The sequence below is a fragment of the Oceanipulchritudo coccoides genome (assembly GCF_010500615.1).
In the GTDB taxonomy this organism is placed as follows: domain Bacteria; phylum Verrucomicrobiota; class Verrucomicrobiia; order Opitutales; family Oceanipulchritudinaceae; genus Oceanipulchritudo; species Oceanipulchritudo coccoides.
Window position 1 is genome coordinate 186,024 of record NZ_JAAGNX010000002.1, and the last position, 20,437, is coordinate 206,460.

12 protein-coding genes are annotated in these 20,437 nt (G+C 55.8%); all 12 read right to left on the bottom strand.

What is annotated here, in order from left to right; genetic code table 11:
* Positions 1-135: 135 nt before the first annotated feature.
* The 12 genes from G0Q06_RS06420 to G0Q06_RS06475 all read right to left on the bottom strand — a co-directional run bounded on the left by G0Q06_RS06420 (position 136) and on the right by G0Q06_RS06475 (position 20,418).
* Positions 136-2,598, bottom strand: coding sequence for a hypothetical protein (locus G0Q06_RS06420; RefSeq protein ID WP_163963650.1), 2,463 nt, complete (start codon positions 2,596-2,598; stop codon positions 136-138).
* Positions 2,579-6,073, bottom strand: a complete 3,495-nt coding sequence (locus G0Q06_RS06425) for a sulfatase (RefSeq protein WP_163963652.1) — start codon at positions 6,071-6,073, stop codon at positions 2,579-2,581. Before G0Q06_RS06425 ends, G0Q06_RS06420 begins: the two co-directional genes overlap by 20 nt.
* Positions 6,074-6,100: 27 nt before the next feature.
* The gene (locus G0Q06_RS06430; protein ID WP_163963654.1) at positions 6,101-6,982 is read right to left on the bottom strand and encodes an alpha/beta hydrolase; all 882 of its coding nucleotides are present in this window, start codon (positions 6,980-6,982) and stop codon (positions 6,101-6,103) included.
* Positions 6,983-6,985: 3 nt separating this feature from the next.
* Entirely contained in the window at positions 6,986-8,752 is a 1,767-nt protein-coding gene (locus tag G0Q06_RS06435; protein WP_238710377.1) for an alpha-L-fucosidase, read from the bottom strand.
* 91 nt (positions 8,753-8,843) lie between these two features.
* Positions 8,844-10,670, bottom strand: coding sequence for a sulfatase-like hydrolase/transferase (locus G0Q06_RS06440; protein WP_163963656.1), 1,827 nt, complete (start codon positions 10,668-10,670; stop codon positions 8,844-8,846).
* Positions 10,671-10,766: 96 nt separating this feature from the next.
* On the bottom strand, positions 10,767-11,828 hold the full coding sequence (locus G0Q06_RS06445; RefSeq protein ID WP_163963658.1) for a hypothetical protein: 1,062 nt from the start codon (positions 11,826-11,828) through the stop codon (positions 10,767-10,769).
* A 60-nt stretch (positions 11,829-11,888) separates the two neighbouring features.
* Complete coding sequence (locus tag G0Q06_RS06450; RefSeq protein WP_163963660.1) at positions 11,889-12,227, bottom strand: EF-hand domain-containing protein; 339 nt, start codon at positions 12,225-12,227, stop codon at positions 11,889-11,891.
* 100 nt (positions 12,228-12,327) lie between these two features.
* On the bottom strand, positions 12,328-13,734 hold the full coding sequence (locus tag G0Q06_RS06455; RefSeq protein WP_163963662.1) for a sulfatase family protein: 1,407 nt from the start codon (positions 13,732-13,734) through the stop codon (positions 12,328-12,330).
* A gap of 29 nt (positions 13,735-13,763) precedes the next feature.
* Positions 13,764-15,905 (bottom strand): beta strand repeat-containing protein, encoded by a 2,142-nt coding sequence (locus G0Q06_RS06460; protein WP_163963664.1) that lies wholly within the window; start codon positions 15,903-15,905, stop codon positions 13,764-13,766.
* A gap of 139 nt (positions 15,906-16,044) precedes the next feature.
* On the bottom strand, positions 16,045-18,363 hold the full coding sequence (locus G0Q06_RS06465; protein ID WP_163963666.1) for a hypothetical protein: 2,319 nt from the start codon (positions 18,361-18,363) through the stop codon (positions 16,045-16,047).
* Between the two features lie 126 nt (positions 18,364-18,489).
* Positions 18,490-19,053 carry a BMC domain-containing protein gene (locus G0Q06_RS06470; RefSeq protein ID WP_163963668.1) on the bottom strand — a complete coding sequence of 188 codons (564 nt, stop codon included), beginning with the start codon at positions 19,051-19,053 and terminating at the stop codon, positions 18,490-18,492.
* Positions 19,054-19,077: 24 nt separating this feature from the next.
* The gene (locus G0Q06_RS06475; protein ID WP_163963670.1) at positions 19,078-20,418 is read right to left on the bottom strand and encodes a 4Fe-4S dicluster domain-containing protein; all 1,341 of its coding nucleotides are present in this window, start codon (positions 20,416-20,418) and stop codon (positions 19,078-19,080) included.
* Positions 20,419-20,437: the final 19 nt, after the last annotated feature.

The following is a 20,437-nucleotide window of genomic DNA, read 5'->3' on the forward strand; positions in this document are numbered from 1 at the left end:
TGGGATTAAACAACGATACTAACATATTCGCAGGAAGCCAGATATCACGTAAAAACAGTATCTAATAGCGTTCGCCGGGGCGGTCTTCGCGTAAAAATGCAGCAAACAGCGTAAATCGTCCGGAACGGAAGGGATTTATTCCTCACTCACCTGTACCGTCAGGCGGACAAAAAGGGGATCCTGTCCGGTGAACGAGGTGAGAACATCCTCAATTCCCTGATCAATTGTCGTTATTGTGCTCCCGGCCAAGCCCACGAGGGTCCATGATTCTGGATACAGATTGGCGGATTGCTCGACTGCGTAGAGAATGCTGCGGGCGGCCGCATCGACACGGCGACGAAAAGTGTACTCCAGTTGAGGACTCCCATCCTTGTATCCCAAAGAAGTGACCGGCAGAATATCTGCGCTATCCCCAAGCGCAGGCTGTCCGCCCAATGCGTATTCAAGAAGGTTGACGACCCCGTCACCGTCGAAATCGAAGGTGTCGGCGGAATTGCCGGCGTTTTCCTTTTCCCCGAAATGCTCCAGGCGCCACCGCTCAAGGGGGGAGTTCAGACGTGCAACAAGATCCTCGCCCGAGGGGAGGTAATTCTGAGGGACACCCGCCAGCAGGACAGACAGCCTTTCATAGGCAAAATCCGTGTTATTGCGGTTGGTATCCCCGTTTCTTAAAGCAAACCCGAGCAGGCGGATGCCGGCGATCGTTCCGTCGTAGGTCTTGATGACACCGGAGGCGTAAGGATCCCATGTCAGGTAGCGCGACCCGTCAGCCTCGATAATTTCATACAAGGGCAAGCTGCCATTAACTGGATGGGCATAGAGGTGAAAGGCGGCGTCATCGCGTTTGCGGAATACACGAAACTCACTTCCACTTCCGGAATAGCCGTAACCGATCAGCGGGCTGTCGGTTTCGGAATATTCCATGGCCTGGAGCTCTGGCTCCGCAGTCAGGCCGCGTGCCTGAATACGCTCGGACAAATCCGCCATGCTGCTCCCAAAGGCAAAATAGAAACGTGCCCAGACGCCTGTTCCCCGGGTGAGGACATAGTTGCGCACCGCTGTAATGACCATGTAATTACGCCACCCGTCCTCGGTTCCGTTATCTTCACCACCAGCGTAACCCACGCGCAAAAGGCTGTTCCTCGTCTGGTTTGGAATCAATGGTGCCGACTCTGGTCCGTAAACAAGGCCAAGGACGGGGGAATTGCCGGTGGGGGAATCGCTGAAGGCAGCCCATCCGCCAGTTTCCGCGAAGGACTCAGTCAATCCGTCGCCCCATAACTCCGTCACCGGATCGCCCCATGAAGTACCATCCGGATTGGAAATAAAGCCGTACTCAGCACTGGTGCGACGGACCCCTCCCCATGGCAGGTTGTGCCGGTTGAGAATGTCCTCCCCGTAGTTGTAGAATCCCATCGTGACCTCAATGACGCCTTTCCCGAGGTCGCGGTAGCGGGTAAACACCAGCAAATCCGACCGCCAGTCGTTGGCCGTTGTCCCGTCCTGAAAGACTTCCAGATGCGGATGCTGGGCCCAGTTGATGGTCGTGTAGCTGCGGGTTTCTGAATCAAGGTGGGCGGCAACCTGGGGAGAATAAAACGGCTCCGTCAGGATGGGATCGCGCATGTAAACCCCGGAATGATGGATGAAGTATTTGGAGGGCGGGTCGGCATCCGGATCGTTCAGGGAGGTGGCCACCGCCACCCCTTGCCAGACTTCGTCATTCCACGGGGAATCGTTGGGTTCACTCCGGTAGGAAGGGGGAACCGTCTCCCCGAGTGCCGGCGTGCGCAGGGAATACATGTGGCCGCCACGGCCGATCCGCATGTCCCATGAAAGAATATTCTCCCCCATCCCGCCATCAGGAAATTCCCCTGAGAGCTCGGCGTCCATGACATAGGCTTCAGAGTATGTCGGTGTCCACGCGGAGACAGTAGGCTGCAACTCACGCGTAGCGGAAAATTCAGTACCGGCATAATCCGGTGCCACCCTGCTCGACGGGACAAGGGTTCCCAGATAGGTCGAAAAGGCCGGAGGGGCGGCTAGTCGTAAACCGACACCTTTATCCTCAACGACGATGGCCGGGCTGCGTTGTTCAAAACCCGTGAAGGTGACTTTCTGTTCGGGAAAAACATCAAGGGGAAAGATCGTTTTAACGAGAGGCAGATACCCCTGCAATGCCTCGTAGGAGGTCCCATCGACAATGATCCCGCTGTCCTGCTCAAAAGTGAATCCGGTCACAACAAGAAGTGAGCCAATCCCCGACCGGCCATAGTCGATAACAAGGTGTGCGTTACTCTGAAGAGTCAGGCTTCCAGCTTGATAAAAGGTGGAATTGCCTTTGAGGGTCACCGTCAACCCGGAATTGACGAATACGTCGTCACCGGTGTTAGGAAGCCGCCCAAGAGACCAGTTGACCGCGGTTGACCATAATCCATCACCCCCCGAGTTAGTGAACGAATTGGTCGCGCCCACTGCCCCGGTCGCGGGGAGAAGGAGCAGTGTGACGGCCAGGCGGATTACCGTGGGCAGGGAAATCATCTTGAGAAACTGATTGGGTGAAATGTCACTTTCAGGATTATTCTGCCAGATCAACATTCAGGTTTATAAAAACGGAATCCCCACCTTGTACTTCCGTTGTAACGGACTCGAAGTCGGCATCGACAGGATCTGTCCCGGTCTCCGTAACCCCCGCCGTATCCCAACTGCCGGGCTGCAGGGTTGTGGACCTTTGGACCGTATAGGCAAGACCGCGTGTGGCCGCATCAGGCCGACGACGGTAAACATACTCCAAAGCTCCAGGAACGCCCCCGGCATTGGTAACGAGAAATGGAAGAACAGAGAAGTCACCACCTTGGGTTGGGTCACCCCCAAACGCATATTCCATCAGGTTGATCAATTGATCCCTGTCAGGATTTGCCTCCGGGGCGTCCGCAGGCACTTCCTCCATAAACTCAAAGAGCGTCTCTCCGCCGATCGCGGAAATAACAATGTTGCTGATCGTGACAGCAGGCGTTGAAGCGGTCCCGATTTCACGGGCAAAGCCAAGTACGATGTAGTCATAACCGGATACAGTATCCGGGGCGGTTGTGAAGGTTGACAGGTCAAATATTTGGCTGAAATTTGCCGATCCGCTGGCCCCTTCAATGAGGACTGCCGCATCGCTTGCCTTGCCGGGCGTATCAGTAAATATGCCGTCAGCCTGCCCGAGATTGTAGGCCGTCATCGCCCCAAGGGCCGACTCCCATGCATTGCCGTTTGAACCCCCTGTATTGATGGTTTTTGTCGTCGAGACGGAGGAAACATCCACATATCCCCACAGGTGAACATACAGTTTCTCAGATGAATCCCCAGTGGAGTAATCGAAGCTCAGTTGGATTTGGTTTTCCGGTCCATCAGGCAGGGCTGAAAGGTCAAAAACCCGTCCGATGGCGCCTTCCCCCACCCTTGAGTTAATAAGGCTGGAATTTGCCAGAATTCCATGGGTAATAGTCCATGCGCTGTCGGAATACTTGTAGAAACCTGTGGCATCCCGTTCCACTGGCAAAGACGTCGCTCCCACCGTGTTCAGGTCGGGATCACCGGGAATCAGGTCCAGGCCAAATGAAGCGGCCCAAGTGTCATAGGGGCTCACCACGCTGCCGTGGAGGGCGAAGACCAGATCATTATCGGGCTGTTCGGCACCTGCCGAAAAGGGCGGGTAGATGGTCTCGGTTGTCGAACTTGCGTACAAGCGAGCCCCGCCTGTGTATGTTCCACCGCCGTTTGCCCTCCAAAAGTTGATAAGGTGGTCGCTTGCATTGCTTTGCCATGCCAACTGAAAGGCGTATTGACCCGGTTCGAGAAGCACATCTGTGAAATCAATCGTGTAGTAGTTCAGGTTGGTGAAGGATGATTCCGAAAGGTCGATCCACTCGAACACTTTTGTATCCTCCGAAGCCGGACTGGGCGTGCCTCCGCTATATTTTCCAATCCACAACGTCAGCTTGTAATCCCCTGTCCCGAAGCTTGTCGTGGATGCGCTCTTCAGCGTCAGGGAGGTCAGCAGAGTACTGCTGGTGATGGTAAAGGTCTGTCCACCGGCCTGAACGGGGCTGCCGCTGGTGTCATCGCGTATGGGCACGCCAGCAAGCTCGGCGACCTCATTGCTGAGGACGACATCATTCGTCGGAAAGGCAATCCCGGCATCTGTGACGAGCGCTTCAGCCGCGGGCTCCCTGACATAGCGGGGGACAATCGTGGAGTCCTTGCCGGTATTGATGTTTACGGCTCCGACATCAACTGAGCTGACGAGGAAATTGTTTTCATCAATCAGGTTGAAGACAAAATGAGTCGTTCCATCCGGAATGGTTATCTCAGCATATCCTGAGGCTGGGACAAACGGCACATTGAGATCAAACCATTCCTCGTTGACACTGTTGTCTCCATTGGGCGTGTAAATGAGCTCCACCCGTTCGACCGCAGCCTTGTCGGTCTCAAACGTAACCCATGCCACCCCGTTCGAGCTTCCCGAGTCAATTACCGCCGGCACCTGGTCCTTATTCAGAAGGGTCTGGGAAGTTTTTGGATTATAATGAGGAACACTGGCATCCACCGAAGTCAGCCAGCTTTCGAGCTCGGAGGCCAGTTGAGAGACCATTGTCGGTTGCGTGGCATAGAGGTCGTTTGCTTCCTCGATGTCCTCGCGCAGGCCGCTTGGATCGTACAGCTCGTAAAGACGGTATGGCTCCAGGGCAGGATTATTAACATGGTCCCAGTTCTTGAAAAGTTTCCAGCCATCCTTGCGAATGGTACTTTGGAGCGCGTTCCCATGAGGAAAATGCCAGAACATGGTGTCCCGGACGGCTCCTCCGGGATGGGTGACCAGGTCCGGATCCTGCGGGTCGCTCAGAAGGAGCGAGCTCAGATCACAGCCGTCGAGCCGTTCCGGAATCGGCATACCCGCAAGGGCGAGCATGGTCGGGTACAGGTCCAATCCGTTGACCATGACCTCACTTGTCAAACTGGCGGGAACATCCGCGCCCAGAACGATGAAGGGAACGCGTGTTCCACCCTCTTCCGCGTGGATCTTCCCTTCATCAAGAGGGAAATTGTCGGTGATCCACTCGTTGCTGGCAGTACCCTCGTAGCCGCCGTTATCCGATGTAATGAAAACATATGTGTTCTCGATGAGTTTGTGTCCCGGCCAACGCGGATCGTCGGTGTCTTTTAGATAGGTGAGGATGCGATGTACATTGTAGTCAAAAGTTTCCACCATGGCTGCGTAGAAGGGGTTGTTCTGCCCTTCGGCGAAGAACTCGCTTCCGTCGAGCGGATAGGAATACCCCATCAATCCGGCATATTTCTGAAGCAGACTTTCCGTACGCATCTGTATGGGGGTATGTACAAGCCAGGAGGCATAATAACAGAAGAAAGGATCCTCCCTGGTGACCGCTTCATCAAGAAAAGTCAGGGCATCCTCTGTTGTCTGGTCGAAGGCGAATCCATTGGCATCGAGTTGATACGGATCAGACGGGTCGGTTGTTCCGAAACCGGTCAACCGATCGCTCATGCCAACTGTCACTCCACGGCTGTTACTGGTCCAGTCAAAGCCCTGATCGAGTGGTTGCGGGAAGGAATTGTGGCTCACCGCCATGTGCCACTTTCCAATGTGCCCCGAAAAGTATCCGTTGGGTTTTAGTTCTTCGGCAATGGTGATCTCCTCAAGCTCCAGCCGGGCGTTATAGTAGGGATCCATCATGCGGTTCGCCAAGTTGTAAGGCTTGGGACACTCGCCTCCCACGACATGGGTGTTGTCCACGCGGGCTGGAAACTTTCCACTCATGATGCCGCTACGACTTGGGGCACAAGTTGGAGCAGGGGAGTAGGCCTGCCGGAAGAGGATCCCTTCCGTTGCCAGCGAATCAATGTAAGGCGTTTGGAAGACGGAAAAAGGCGCCTCCGTGTCATAGCACTTCAAATCCTGCCAGCCGAGGTCATCGGCAAGGATGAGGACAAAATTCGGCTTTGCCGGGCGCTGCGCAGAAATATTCAGGGCGGCCAGCAATAAAAGGAGTAGGAGGGGTATTTTCATTACGGAATTTCCAGATTTTGGATATCTTTATTTATGGGAATAGTAATCCTCGGGGAAAGTAAGTTCCCTGACGTCTTCAGGTATCTCCAGAGAGGAACAACCAGCCAGAAAGCCGTGCTTTACGAGGAACTGGTCAATCAATTTCACCGACCAGTAGAAGTAAGGGTTGTAGGGATTGCGACCATTGCAGAAGCCGTGCTTGCCACCCTTGCCCACATAGAACTCGGATTCAACGCCGACCGATTTCAGGGATTCATGAAAGCTTAGAATCTCTTCGACAGGAATAATGTCCTCGTCCCCAAGAAAAGTGATGAAAGGCGGCAGGTCATCCGAAATAAAATTTGGTGGAGAAAGATAAGCCTCGCACCTGAACCAGGGGTTCCAGAGGACGACCAACTGGGGCACGCAGGAAATGGAAAGATCATAGCAATCGTCGTTCGTGTCCTCGCGGGTGATGGTGGCAAGGGAGGCCGCCAACTGCCCGCCAGCTGAGCCTCCGGCTGCCACGATCTTGTCGGGATTCACCTTCAGCTCCTCCGCATTCTTGCGTAGGAAGCGAATGGCAGACTTTGCATCTTTCACACATTCAAGAGGTACTTGGATATTGTCCCGGTCCTTCAGGCGGTAATCAACCGACACCGCGATCATTCCCCGTTTGCTGTAGTATTCACAATCGGGATAATGCCAGTCTGGTTCTCCAGCACGCCAGCTGCCTCCATGGTAGATCACCATGGTGGGAAATGTTTCTTCCGAATCGGCGTAACCGTCGGGCAGAAAAACTGAAAGTTGAAGCGATTTCCCGTCGACCTCCTTGTAGGTCCACATCGCATCCGGCTCTCGAGCGGCGGCCAAGCTCACATTGGTAAGGACCAAGCAGGAAAGGAGCATGTTTTGGATATCAAATTTCATCCTTCACATTATGGGGACAAGGCGGATTGATTTCAGGCTGGCTTCCCCGTTTTCATCTTCTAGACAGCTGACATGAATCCGGTAACGCCCGGGTTCCGGGAAGTGAATCCAGCCAATTGGATACTCCTCGTAGTTGTGCGAGGAATCCTGCTCGTTCTGGATATGTTCCCCGCCCTCGACGGAAACGCCCCAGACAATTCTTCCTTTTCCCGCGTAGCTCAGACTGGCTAGATATTCTCCCGGGTGAATGACATCAACTTCCCACGAGGCGGTACTGTCCGGGCTCCATTCATGGATCCGGGTGAGCCGTACCCATTCGCCAAATTTTTCCATCCAGCGAAGGCTGGATTTCTCAGCGCCGTCAACTTCGGCAAATTCGGCCAGAATCTCTGTCCCGACAAGGGGGTCCAGACCGAAGGTCTGATCGACATCCGGCGGTCCGGCCAATTCCACTTCAATAACGGAAACAAGCAAATCAGGGGCACAGGATGGCAGGGTGAAGATGGTCCAATTTCCTTCGCGGGAATACGGGACAGCCTGGGGGCCATCCGGGGTCAGTATATGCGCGCTTTTGATTTCTGATTTCAACCCGGGGAGATATAACCTGTCCAGAGGCATCCAGTCGAATATGCAGAGGGAAAGTGTATTGCCATTGGTTGTCACATCACCCCATGGCAATGCATGTCCCCATGGAGACGGCCCGCTTCTGTAAATGACTTGTGGATTTGATTGTATCCATTGGCCAGCTACACGAAGCACACGGGATGCCCTCACGGGCACACTGCCATCACCGCGCGGCCCGATGTTCAACATATAGGTTCCGCCTCGGGCCACTGTGGATATGAGACGATTCAGGATTTCCCTGGGGGACTTCCAGTTCTCGTCATACCATGCGTATCCCCATGAATTATTTGTGGTATCCACGCTTTCCCACATTCCGTCAATGTTGTGGTGAGGGACCTCCATGTCTCCAAGGGTCTGGTAATCTCCCAGTCCATGCCCTGCCCGGCCTGAAACCAAGGCATTCGGTTGGTTCCTGCGAACGACCTCGACCAGCTGCTCCACATAGTGCTTGGGCATTTCACCGGGTGTATCAAACCAGACCAGAGCAATCGGACCATACTGTGTGGTAATTTCCTCGACTTGTGGCAGGCACTTTTCCCTGAAGTAATCGTCAAAGCTGGCGCTTTCCCCATTCTCCTTTTTATCCGGTCCATTGTGGCCCCCTGGATACGTCCAGTCCTGGTTGTGTGAATAGTAGAATCCGAATCCCAGGCCTGCTTTCTGACATGCATCTGAAAGCTCCTTCATCGGGTCGTGTCCCCATGGAGTGGAATCAACGATATCAAAGTCAGAAACTTCCGAGTCATACATCGCGAAGCCGTCATGATGCTTGCTGGTGATGACAATGTATTTCATACCGGCGTCCTTTGCCAGCTGGACAATTGCCTCAGCATCAAAATTCAGCGGATTAAACTCCTCCGCAAGTTGCTTGTAGTCGCCGATGGGAATACCTGCCATCCGGTCGCTCATGATCCATTCGCCGATTCCGTAATAGGTTTTTCCATTCACCTTGTTGCCCAGATGCGAATAGAGCCCCCAATGGATGAACATTGCGTAGTTGCCTTCCTCGAACAGTTGACCACGGGCAGAATTTTCCGCACGAAGTTTGACGGTGGAATCGCCCCACATCGCATCCATATTCTCTGCGGGGAGGATCACTTGAAGCAGAAAGAGGCAGCAAAGGGAGAAACTTATGGGGCGCATCATAGGCATTGAATCTTATCAGAAAGGCGTCATTTGCCTATCCCGTTTTTGAGGGATGGAGCGACAGGCAGGATTAATTTTTCGGGGAACCGGATCACATTTCGGAAATGATGAGAACTCCGTTCCCATCATCGTCCCGGCCATCAAATTGTCGCGAATACAGGCCTTCAAACTCCTGCGGATCAAGGCTGCCGTTCATGTCCGTATCGCCAATTTTGAAAGACGGGGGATAGGGAAACTCCGCGGGGACAAGCACGCCGTCGCCATTTGAATCCATATTGGGGAAATTCCTTTGAAAGAGCGTCACGTATTCCTCCTTTGTGACAATGCCATCCGCATTGGCATCCATCCGGTTGAACATGGCTGCTTCACGGGAATTAACCGAAGCGGGGACAGTCCCTGCTTTTGCAGGTGTTGTTGGAGTGGTTTTCCGTGGAGCCTTGTCCTTTGCAGCAGCCCTCCTGGATGCATTCGGATCACCCTCATCACCACCTCTTGCGATCATGACGGGAAATACATCATCCCACCAAGTGTCATAAGCGGTTGCCAGCGTAGCCGTTAGTTCTGGCATTTCCGCTGCGAGATCCGTCTCACATGCGGGATCATCCTTCACGTTATATAGTGCCCATTGGCCGATAGCGGAAACGCCCCAGTGGAATTGCGCATTTCCGTTAGTATATGTGGTTGTGGTCAGGCCGTTCTGAACCAGCCGCAGGGTTGTGCACTGGCTCTGGTACTCTTCACATTTGGGATCAATACAGGGGTTGCTCCGCAGGAGGAGATGGTCTCCCCGTCGGGCAGCAGCCATGGCATACTTGTGTGAGGCGGCAAGCCCGCTCGGCCAGCGCGCCACGTGATGGAAAAGGATGCGGTCGTTGTGCGTCCAGACGTCCTGGTCTTCGCTCTCCAATAACGGTATCAGGCTGTAGCCCTCGAGTTGCGGTTGCAATTCCTCGGGTATATTCACCCCCGCCAGATCACAAAGTGTGGGCAGGACGTCGAGGTGTGCAGTAAGCTTGTCGACTTTGGCAGGCCGCCATTTGCCGGGCCATCGCCAGAAGGACATGGCCCGCGAGCCCCCCTCCCAGATGGTGCATTTGCAGCCGCGCATGTGGGCGTTGTAGACATCAAGGCCTTCGGTCTCGCCGTTGTCGTTCATGAAGATGATGATGGTGTTCTGATCAAGGTTCTTCTCTTCAAGGAATTCCAGGATCCTACCGACATTGTAGTCAATATTCGCTACCATGCCGAGATAGGTGGCATGCTTCTCGTTCACATCCTTGCGGAAGGGTTCGATAAATTCCTCCGGGGCGGCCAGCGGCGTGTGCGGCGAATAGGTGGCGAGGTAGCAGAAGAAGGGCTGGTCACCACTTTCCTCTATAAAAGTCATGGCTTCATCGAAAAAGGTGTCCTCACGATAGCCTTCCGCCTTGAACGGCTTTCCGTTGCGGACCATGTCCACATCAAAGTGGTTGCGTGGTCCCTTGCGATTGGTCGAGGTCCAGTCGAAACCACGGTTTTCCGGATTGTATCCAGGACCACCGCCGATATGCCACTTGCCAATGAAGCCGGTCCGGTAGCCCGCTGTCTTCAGCAACTGTGGTAGAATTACGGCATCCTTGTAGAGGTGTTCGCGTGGTTGCAGGGTGTGCGTCACCCCGTTGCGGAATTCATGCATGCCGGTCATCAGGGCCGCACGGGTCGGCGAACAGGACGGACTTACGTAAAAGTTGTCGAAGCGCACGCTCTCATCGTGAAGGCGGTCGATATGCGGCGTCTCCAGATACGGATGGCCATGCTTCTGGACATCGCCGTAGCCCTGGTCATCGGTCAGGATGAAGAGGATGTTCGGCTGGTCGGCAGCGGAAACGGTGAGCGGCAGCAGCAGGCCCATCAATATCGATTGTGTAAAGAATTTCATAAGGGTAACTATATTCTGAGGTAAAAAAAACGGCTTCCCGCGAGAGAAGCCGTCCTCTTGGAAGATATCCTTCTCAAGGAAAAGAGTGCAAACGGTTTACTTCAGGGAGCGGCGACGCCAACTCACAAGGCCAAGAGCAAAAAGTCCAAAGTATATGGCGACCACGGATGGCTCGGGAACGACTTGGATAGCCAGTGAATCTCCACCCGATCCATCCATATCCGCAAGCCAGTTCCAACCGGTCCCTTCATCTCCCAAGCCGGTCACAGTGAGATTCGAGGTCGAAAAGTCGTTACTTATATTGCTGGCAGTGATGAGGGTAAAGGTGCCGGGCCCACCAGCGTAGGCCGAGCCATCTATGAGAATTGTAAGCTGGTCAAGATTCACGAACGACGCATCGGCCGCGATTGTGCTGATGCCCGACGCATTGAAAATATATTGTATGGTCCCGTCTCGTCCAGCAGCAGTCGTATTAAGGCGATCCATTGTCACCGTGGCTGCATCACCGGTGATCGTGACGGTCGGGGAGTTCCCAAAAATTACCTGACCTCCGCTCAGGTCAAAAACGCCTCCCGTGATATTGACTGAGGTGCGCAAGGTGAGTAGATGCGTTGCTGCACTGCCCTGAGCGATGAAGGACCCACTTGAAACATTGATCACTCCTCCCCCCGTGGAAACGACCCGGGCACCAGAATTCGTACTCGTGTAGGCTCCGCCGCTCACGTTCAAAGTGCCTGCTGAATTGATGACTAAGTCACCCGTATTAATCAGCGACCCGCCTGTTTCGATATTAACAATTCCCTCATCGGCTCCAGCATTAACATTTGCCAGCGTGAGGGATCCGAGCGTGAGACCGCCACCGCTTTTCACGTTCAGGTAGCTGGGATTCCAATTGCCGATCGTGTTTCCAACCAGAGCCGAAAGCGCCTGGTTGCCAGTTGTTGTGACATTGGCCGTCTTCTGCTGATTTATCAGCACATCGTCCGAAGCATTCGGCTCCAATCCGGTACTCCACTGGGTGCCATCATCCCAATCGATGATGTTTCCTGCCGGATTTATAATTGAAACTGCGGCTGTGGCACTGATGACAGTCGCGAGGAACCCGACCACTAAAAAGGAGAGACGCGGTTGTGAAGTAGGTTTGCAGTGGATAGTCATAAGGGTTGGAGATTGAGATTTAGAAATGTAAAGAGTTTAGATTGCGCCAATGCGTGAAATTTACTGCGGTAGCTCCTCGGGGGTCAGGACGCTGTCGCCGTCCTTGTCCCAAGCCGTGAAGTGGCGCTTGCGGACGGCGAGGTTCTCCTCGAGTGAGACGACGCCATCCTGGTTGGTATCCCACGCAGGCCCGGGGGCTTTGAATTCATCCGGCTGAAGAACGCCGTCCTTGTTCTTGTCCTGATGGTTATGGACCTTCGTCCAGCGGTTCATGAATTCCTCCTCGGTGACCTTGCCATCCTTGTCGGCATCCATGGTGTCAAACATCTTGCCCGCGTGCGCGGTGCAAGCCAGGGCGGCGATTAATCCGAAGGGGACGAGTTTCTTGAAGGAATACATGTTATTGAGGTATTGAGATTGTGGTTCGAAGGGTATGAGGACGGGTAGACTACCAGTGAAAGGGGAAACTGTGTATCCCGTATTTGCGGGATTCTGATGGTTAATTTCCGCGAGGCATGCGCCAACCGGAGTGACCAGACCATGGGGGAGCGTTCTTGGGGTTGGGCACTTGGGTGTCCCACCAGTCCATGAGCCGGGCCGACATTTCCCCGACAATCTCCGTTTCGTAGCGGGCGCGGTTCTCGGTCTCGGTAATATCCTCACGAATATTGTAAAGTTCCACGCGGGAACGGTCTGGATTCATCAGGAGCTTCCAATCCCCGTCGAGCATGGCGAGCGTCGGGCTGACCTGGATCTCGCGTCCCCAGTTGCCGAAGCGGTATTCCCACATAAGTGGCTTTGAGCGCTTGGATGGGGTGCCGAGGAGCACGGATGTGCGGTCTTCGCCATCAAGTTCCTCCGGCAATTCTACTTCCAGTCCCGCCATTTGGACAAGGCTCGGATACATGTCGACTGCTGCGACCACGGACTGGTCCTGAACCTTCCCGGCGGGAATATGCCCCGGCCATGAAACAATGAAGGGAACCCGAATGCCACCCTCATAGAGGCTGGCCTTGGTCCCGCGGAAGGGGCCGGTTAGGCCGGAGCCCGCGTGCCCGGTGGCTGAGCTCCAGAGGGGAGAGGGGCCGTTGTCGCTGCTGAACAAGATGATGGTATTTTCCAAAAGACCGCACTCCTCGAGTTTTTGAATGACCCGGCCCACTGCCCGGTCGATATTCTCGATGATCGCGTAATAAACGGTTTGTGAACTTCGCAAGTGCGACCGGACAGCCGGATGCGTGTGGTCCATATAGGGATCCATCTGCTCCTGGGTTGGATCGAGTACAGAGTGGGGATCCATGATCCAGAGGTTGAGGAAAAAGGGCGACGACTGGTTGCGCTCGATAAAGTCGATCCCGTAGTTGGCGATGATCTCGGATTTGTTGGAGTTATTGAGGCCCTTTAGCTTGGGACCTGTGCTGTGGGCGGTGGCGCTTTCCTGAGCGCCATATTCAACGGGGGCCGGAGCGACCATGTTGCCATCCTTGTCCATGGCGCCAAGGTGCCACTTGCCGTAATGGCCCACCCGGTATCCATTCGCGGCGAAGGTCTTGTAGACATTTGGCAGCTCGGGATCCAGCCATAGGGCATGGTTGTATTTCTGCCCGGCCGGTCCTCCGATGGCATAATCAATGCCGATTTCGGCGCAGAAGCGGCCAGTCAACAGGCTGGCACGCGAGGGCGAGCAGACCGGGGAACCCACGTAGAACTGTGTGAAGAGTGTGCCCTGTTTCGCCAGTCGATCGAGGTTGGGCGTGCGCACATCTGGATGTCCATAGGCGGCAACATCCCCCCACCCCTGATCATCCGTGAAGATGAAGACAATGTTGGGCTGCTCAGCAGCGAGGGCAACCACATCAAAGGCGAGAAACGCGGCGAGGGTTTTCGCCAGACTTGAATACTTCATAAGGCTATTGTTTAGAGCGTGGGCGATGCTCACTGGGGAGCGGTGGAAACCCGGTAGAAGGCCTTATCGCCAGCGGTTGGAGCCGGATCCGTGAAGGATAGGTCGGCGCCGGTACCCGGCTTGGTCTCGACGGGCGTCCAGCCTGAAAGGACAGAAGACGACTCGAGGGTATAATCAAAGCCGGTCTTGCTGTCAGCGGCATCGACGGTGATCGTCAGGGTCCCGGCTGATTCCGATACATCGAGGAATATCGGCTCAAGGGGCGGGTCACCGAATACAATCTGGAAGAGATTGAGGAAGGTGTCCTGCCTGACAAACCAGTCAACGCCCTGCGTTCCGGCCGCACCGGTCACGTTCACGGCCAACGGAAGGCTGGCGACATTCTGGGTATCCACCAAATCGAAGACGCTGTCCAACCCGGCCCCACCACCGCCGGCAAGGGCCGCGGCTTGGATGTTGATGGTCAGGTTCTGGAGATGGGCAAACCCGGCACAGTCGATCCGGCCAACCCCATTGGCATCAAAGGTGTAATTCAAGATGGTGCCCGCGCCCGAGATCATGAAGTCCTTGGGAGCGACGAGGCTGCCCACTCCCCCGATGTTCAGCGTGGTCGTCCCTCCAAAACCAAAGCGGATCCGGGCATCGGAGACGATGGACCCCCCGTCCACGGTGACAGTGTTGTTTTTGAAATCCGTGACGGCGTTCAAGTTGGCAGGATTGTTGACTTCCACCGTTCCGCCATTCGTCACGCTGAGTGTGCCGGCACCTGTGGTGATGGCTTTCGTGGGATCGGTTGTGTTGGAGGAATTCCGGTACACGGCACCGACTCCAGAGACTTGAAGCGTTCCGGCAGCATTCACCAGGCTGACCAGACCCAGACATTCAAGCGTGCCTCCTGCATTGACCGCAAGCACATCAGCTGCACCCGCTGTGGAGACCTGGATCAGGCTGGCAGTCAGTTTCCCTCCAGCATTGATATTCAAGGTGCCGGTATTGGCGGGTTGGTTGCCGACCCTCAAGGTATCGGGGACGGCAGCGGAGGCATCCGTATCGAGGTTGGCAATATTGTTGTTGTTGATGACGGCCGTGTCACCTGCCACAGGAACGCGGGCCAGCGACCAGTTCAGGGCATTATTGTAATCCCCGTTCGGCTTATTGAACACGTTCGGTCCGGCCGCGGCAGCCGGGGAAAGGACTAATTCAAAAACATCGGTGGTGTCATTGATGTTCATCGAAACACTGAATCCCGGAAAACCCAACACGGTGACAATAGCCGAGATTCCGCCAATCTGGTCGTAGCCGGTGCCTGTGAATAGCGGGAAGGAGCCCGTGCCGCCGGTGTAGTTGGTCCCGTCAATGACAATTGTGGCATTGTTGAGGCGCGTTGTGCCATCCACCTTGATCGGGCTGATGCCCGTGGCATTGAAGTTGAACTCAAAGGTGGTTGCCCGCGACGCGTTGTTTACCAAGAGGCTCGATCCAAAATCAATGGTGGCCGTATCACCTGTCACAGACACCGTTGAACCGAGATACCCCACCACGGTGGCGCTGGAAAAATCAACCGTTCCCCCGCTGATCCCAAGGTATTCGGTTGTCAGCTGAAGAAAGCTCCCGGGCGCCTGCGAAGTCTGCAGGGTTCCTCCGGAGATCTCATAGGATCCGGTGACGGGTGCGGAATCGGTGCCCCCGAGGAAGTGGGATGCGGTTGTGGTGGACGTGTAGGAGCCCGAGCTGATGCTCACGAGGCCCAAAGCCCCGATTGCAGCCGTCCCGTTCACGGTTAAGGCCCCACCATTGATATTGACAGTGCCAATCCCGTCATTCGTGGAATCGACCACGAGACCGGTAACGACAAGGGCTCCGCCCGCATCGATATTCAGGGTGCCCTCACTTGTGTTGTTCGGAATGACTAGCGAGGTGGGAACAGATCCAGATACATCGCTTGCCAGGTTGGCGATCCTGCCACCGTTGATAACGGCCGTATCGCCAGCTGAGGGCAGCGCCGTCGCCGGGGCTCCTGCAGTGACATTGTTCCAATTGGCAACCGTTGCGTAATCGTCGTCGGCCGCGATGAATGCAAGTGTGTCGGCATGGACGGTGCATGCCAAGGCGAGCAGGGCAGCGGACGCGGAAAGGGATTTCCGGAGAATGGGGTAGAATGAATTCTTCATTTTTCTTTCAACAAGGGTTGATTGCGGGGTTAGGACGGAGCGCCATTAAACGCTCTACAATCGTAGCAAATTCACCGGGTGATCCGGTATCCCGTCTTTACGGGATGACTGTAAATCCAGAATTCAAGCGCCCTTGCGCTCAGGGAGCCGGGACTGAATAATCAATGCGATAAAAGAGTCTGGGAGTGACTCCATCTGGGGATTCGATCGCTTGATCGATCAGGGAATTTGTCCCGACATCAGGAGAGGTAAAGCCTGACCAGCCCTGAAGATCCAAGGATTTCTCGATAAAATAGTTCCAGCCAACCGGAACCCGGTGGCGCAGAAGCAAGTCTCCGGAATCCGCAAGGATTTCCTGGGTAATTGCAGAAGCCCCGTCGGTGCCGGCGTAAAGGACCTGACTGAGTCCCCCTTCGATCGTGTTGGGTGAAAGGAGCAAACTGTTGACGAGTTCGGCCTCGGTGCCGAAGTCCTCGATTCCACCGGTTGTGGGCGAAACAAACCCGAGCAGACGCCACTGGTCGGTATTGCCGTTATAGGGGCGCCAGAAGCCATCACCCGGGGCTCCCCCGGCGTGCGCCAGTTGGTAGAAGTTATCTGTCAGGACAATGTCGGTCGGCGAACCCGATGATTCGACCAGGAAGAATACCAAGTCCTTTCCGTCATCCGGTGTGGAATTGAACGGAGGTTGTGAATTGCCTGAAAAAAGACGCCCTCCAGCGGCGTAGTCCCCTTCCCCATCGGCCCGCTTGAAGGAGATATTCGGGCGTGAAGGATCCTGTGTGGTCCAACCGATCTGGAAAGCATAGTCCCCAGCCGGCAGTTCCAGATCGGGAATATCAAAGGCATAAAAATCCCCCGCCAGCCAGTTGGTATTCTGGACGTCTATTAAATACGCATTGCCGGGCAAGACCGGATTCGGGGCATTAAACGCGCCGATCCAGATCTTGAGGACATGGGTCCCCGATCCAAAACTGGAATTGCTCCCACACTTCAGCACAAAGGCGTCGAGTGTTCGTGTCTCCGTCAGGCTGAACGATTGCCCGCCGGACTGCTGAAAGTCGAGATCCCAACGCACCGGCACACCGGTTGTGTCGCCAGTGGTCTGGCTGATGATGATGTTCTGAATGGGGGCTGTCGCACCGAGTGAATTGACGGTAGCGTCAGCCGGCAACGTGCCGCTTTCCACAAGCAGGGGCCGCCAACCGGGTATCGGAACGGAGGAAACATGGAACCACGGGTCCTGGGTGGCACCAGCGGTTGCGCCTGGCTCAATCGGGGGGCCGGCAAGGGATGCATACAAGGGCTGGCTAATGCCGGGGTCGGTCGACGCATAGGTCAACGGGGTAAGTCCGGCCTTGGCCACCAGGCCATGCGTCGCAATGAGCCCGGTAGTCGTCGATTCCCGGCCGATGACAAGGAAATAGCGGACATGGACCGTTTCTCCCGGGTTCAGGGTGATGAAGTGGCGCACGGCACTGACGTAAAAGTTCCGCCAGGAGGTTTCGTCGACGGGGAAGGGCTCGCTCTGCGAGGAGGCCGCACCCCACCGCCACTCCGAAGCACGCCGGGCGCCGGACGGAGTAGTTTGCCCGAAAACCACGGTAAGGCTCGGCGCGTCGGAAGCGCTGGATTCTGCATAACTGGCATAGCCGTCGGTGGCGCTCAATAGCGTCAGGTTCGGATCGGAAAATAATCCACCGGAAAGGACGCGCAGGCCGCCATTGTAGATGTAATGATTGGGAAGGCTGCTCCGCCTCACGCCCGTCCAGGGAAAATTGAAAAAATCCAGCACCTCGTCGCCTGCATTATGCAGGACATATTCCACCTCAAGGATTCCCTCACCCCGGTCGGTGATGCGCTGGAAGAGAATCTGGCCGGACTTATGGATTGTCGGAACATGCGCATGCTGGCTCCAGTTGGCTGTTACCAGTTGGCCTGCCGGCGAGTTGATGGCAGAAGCCAGCAGCGGGCTGAAAAAGGGTGTGTCGGTGTAAGGTGGATCATCAAGGTAGATGCCAGCCCCGTGGATGAAATACGGGTCTGTTTCCGTGTTGAGAGTAGTGTTGACTGATACCGGCATCGTCACTTCATCCACCCAAGGAGCGCGGTCAGGATTTGCTCCACCCCTGAATTGCGGCGGGATCCACTCATCCCCGTTGGCGCGGATCGAAAAGATCTGCCCGCCCTTGCCGACGCGGACCGTCCAGTTGCCCAGGCTGCTGCTTGTCCCCTTGAGCGAAAAGGCGAAGACATCCGTCTCGGGGAAACTCACCGACCACGGGGACGCATCCACTGGGTCATAGATATCCGAAACAGTCGCAATGGGGCCACCTGCCGTCCAGACGGTTGGCGCGGGAAAGACGCTGTCAAAGTCATAGCCGGCCTGCGCCGCAAGCGGCAACAGGAGGGCTGGAAAGAGAAAGATCTGGATTCGTATGCTTGGTAACTTGGCCATCTGTGTGCGAGGGTGTCAGGGTACCTCCACCCACAAGGTAACTGAACAAGGGAAGGATTTGCAACTGTAGCACAAGTTCCAATGGTCACGTCATCCTGTGTTCACAGGATGGAGGGACTGAGGGGATCAAACAAACTCCGAGACGATCTCCGGGGTTGGGGAGGCGATGACAACACTCTCGACCAGCATGCCCTTCCGGGAAATGACGTCGGCCCCGGCCTGCACCGCCGCCTCCACAGCGGCAACATCCCCGGTGAGAGTGACGAATGCCTTTCCGCCGATCGCCATGGCCAGGTGAATCGTGACCAGCTGGACGTCAGCGGCCTTGACCGATGCATCGGCTGCCTTGATGACCGAGGCAACACTGAATCCTTCAATTACCCCAAGGGCCTTCATCTCGGGAAGGTGGGTCACCCCGCTGATGGCTGGAAAGACTTCCGGGTGGACATTGGCGATCGTGAAGTGATCGACACAGGTATGAGCGGCGGCCTGTACACCAGCCTCAATGGCTGCCGAAACCCTGGCCACGCTACCCCCGACGAGGACCATGTACTTTCCCGGACAGATGGTCCGGTTGACGATAATCTGCACATCGGCGGCCTTCATCATCGTGTCGGCCACGTAAATTCCGCGCGCGATGCTGCTGGTTTCCACAAGCCCGATTGAAGTCCCGTTTTGTTTTAAATCCATTTTTGTTTCCTCGGTGAAATTCGCTTATGCCGAAATGATAATCTCCGACCCGTTGATTTTCGATACCGTTCCGGCGATACCCGCATGCACAGGGCAACCAAGGTCTTTGACCGCAACCGTCCCGATGAGCTCCCCGGCCTTGACCTGCTGGCCCAGCTCCACTGAGGAACTGGCCGGAGTGCCGATATGCTGGCGAAGCGGGATCCTAACCGATGCCGGCTGTGCGCTTGCCTCGGCAAACTTTGCCGGCCGGTCATACGGGTTCAGCCCGAGTTGCCGGTAAAGGCGGCTGATGGGCACTTCCCGCCCGTGCCGGGCAGGATGAATCCCGCGGGTGAGGACTTCCAGTTCCTGTTCGGTGCGGCTGGTCTTTGTCTCCCGGAGCAATGCCTTGGCATCGACACAGATGTTTTTGGGATCGAGCTGCTCGGGGCAGGCAATCAGTGAGCAGATATTGCACTCGCAACAGAACTCCGCCCAGAGGCTGGTCCGCTGCTTGTCCTCCCCGGTCATGAGCAGGTTGCGCATCACCTTGTGCGGCTCGATTGGGTAGCCCATCAGGTAACGCGGGCACAATTCCGTGCACATTGAGCACTGGTCACACTGCCCGTGACCAACGCGCGTGTAGGTCTCCTTTGGGGCACCCTTGCGCTGGACAAGGTAATGGTCGGACGGCAGCACAATCAACCCGCCGATTGTCTTCGTGACGGGTGCTTCCAAGTCGAAGGACAGGCCCCCCATCATGACACCGCCGGTCAGAATGGCCGGATCCTCACAGGTCAGCCCGCCCGCCATTTCAATACATTCCCGGAAAGAGGTGCCCAACGGGACCTTGAAAGTCTTCGGCTCGGCCACCTCGCCCGTCACCGTGACCCATTTTTCATGGACCGGGATGCCTTCCACGGCCTTTGCCACGTTGATGATCGTCTCCACATTGTCCACCACACAACCGACATGAAGCGGCAACCCGCCCGGAGGAATCAGCCTTCCGGTCACCGCATGCACCAGCACATACTCATCCCCAGCCGGATAAACATTCGGGTAAACCAGTGATCGGAAACCGAGTGGCTCCATCAACGGGCGAAGGACGTCCATCACATCCGCGTTCTTCTCCTTCACGCAGATCGTGACGGTGGTCGCACCGGTTATCTCCTGCATCAGCCGTAGTCCTTCCATCAGACGCACCGACTCCTGCAGCATGACCTCGCGGTCCTTGTACAGCAGCGGTTCGCACTCCGCGCCGTTGGCGATCACATGCTCGACCTGCGCATCCAGTTTCCGGTGAGTCGGGAACCCCGCCCCCCCGGCCCCGACGACTCCGGCCGTGCGTATCCGCTCGAGTAAATCACTTCTATCCAAACCCATATCGTGTCTTTCCTCGCTT

What these genes read in the sequence shown, in the direction of transcription:
- G0Q06_RS06420 (WP_163963650.1), bottom strand. Translation starts at nt 2,598, where the DNA reads ATGTTGATCTGGCAGAATAATCCTGAAAGTGACATTTCACCCAATCAG.
- G0Q06_RS06425 (WP_163963652.1), bottom strand. Translation starts at nt 6,073, where the DNA reads ATGAAAATACCCCTCCTACTCCTTTTATTGCTGGCCGCCCTGAATATT.
- G0Q06_RS06430 (WP_163963654.1), bottom strand. Translation starts at nt 6,982, where the DNA reads ATGAAATTTGATATCCAAAACATGCTCCTTTCCTGCTTGGTCCTTACC.
- G0Q06_RS06435 (WP_238710377.1), bottom strand. Translation starts at nt 8,752, where the DNA reads ATGATGCGCCCCATAAGTTTCTCCCTTTGCTGCCTCTTTCTGCTTCAA.
- G0Q06_RS06440 (WP_163963656.1), bottom strand. Translation starts at nt 10,670, where the DNA reads ATGAAATTCTTTACACAATCGATATTGATGGGCCTGCTGCTGCCGCTC.
- G0Q06_RS06445 (WP_163963658.1), bottom strand. Translation starts at nt 11,828, where the DNA reads ATGACTATCCACTGCAAACCTACTTCACAACCGCGTCTCTCCTTTTTA.
- G0Q06_RS06450 (WP_163963660.1), bottom strand. Translation starts at nt 12,227, where the DNA reads ATGTATTCCTTCAAGAAACTCGTCCCCTTCGGATTAATCGCCGCCCTG.
- G0Q06_RS06455 (WP_163963662.1), bottom strand. Translation starts at nt 13,734, where the DNA reads ATGAAGTATTCAAGTCTGGCGAAAACCCTCGCCGCGTTTCTCGCCTTT.
- G0Q06_RS06460 (WP_163963664.1), bottom strand. Translation starts at nt 15,905, where the DNA reads ATGAAGAATTCATTCTACCCCATTCTCCGGAAATCCCTTTCCGCGTCC.
- G0Q06_RS06465 (WP_163963666.1), bottom strand. Translation starts at nt 18,363, where the DNA reads ATGGCCAAGTTACCAAGCATACGAATCCAGATCTTTCTCTTTCCAGCC.
- G0Q06_RS06470 (WP_163963668.1), bottom strand. Translation starts at nt 19,053, where the DNA reads ATGGATTTAAAACAAAACGGGACTTCAATCGGGCTTGTGGAAACCAGC.
- G0Q06_RS06475 (WP_163963670.1), bottom strand. Translation starts at nt 20,418, where the DNA reads ATGGGTTTGGATAGAAGTGATTTACTCGAGCGGATACGCACGGCCGGA.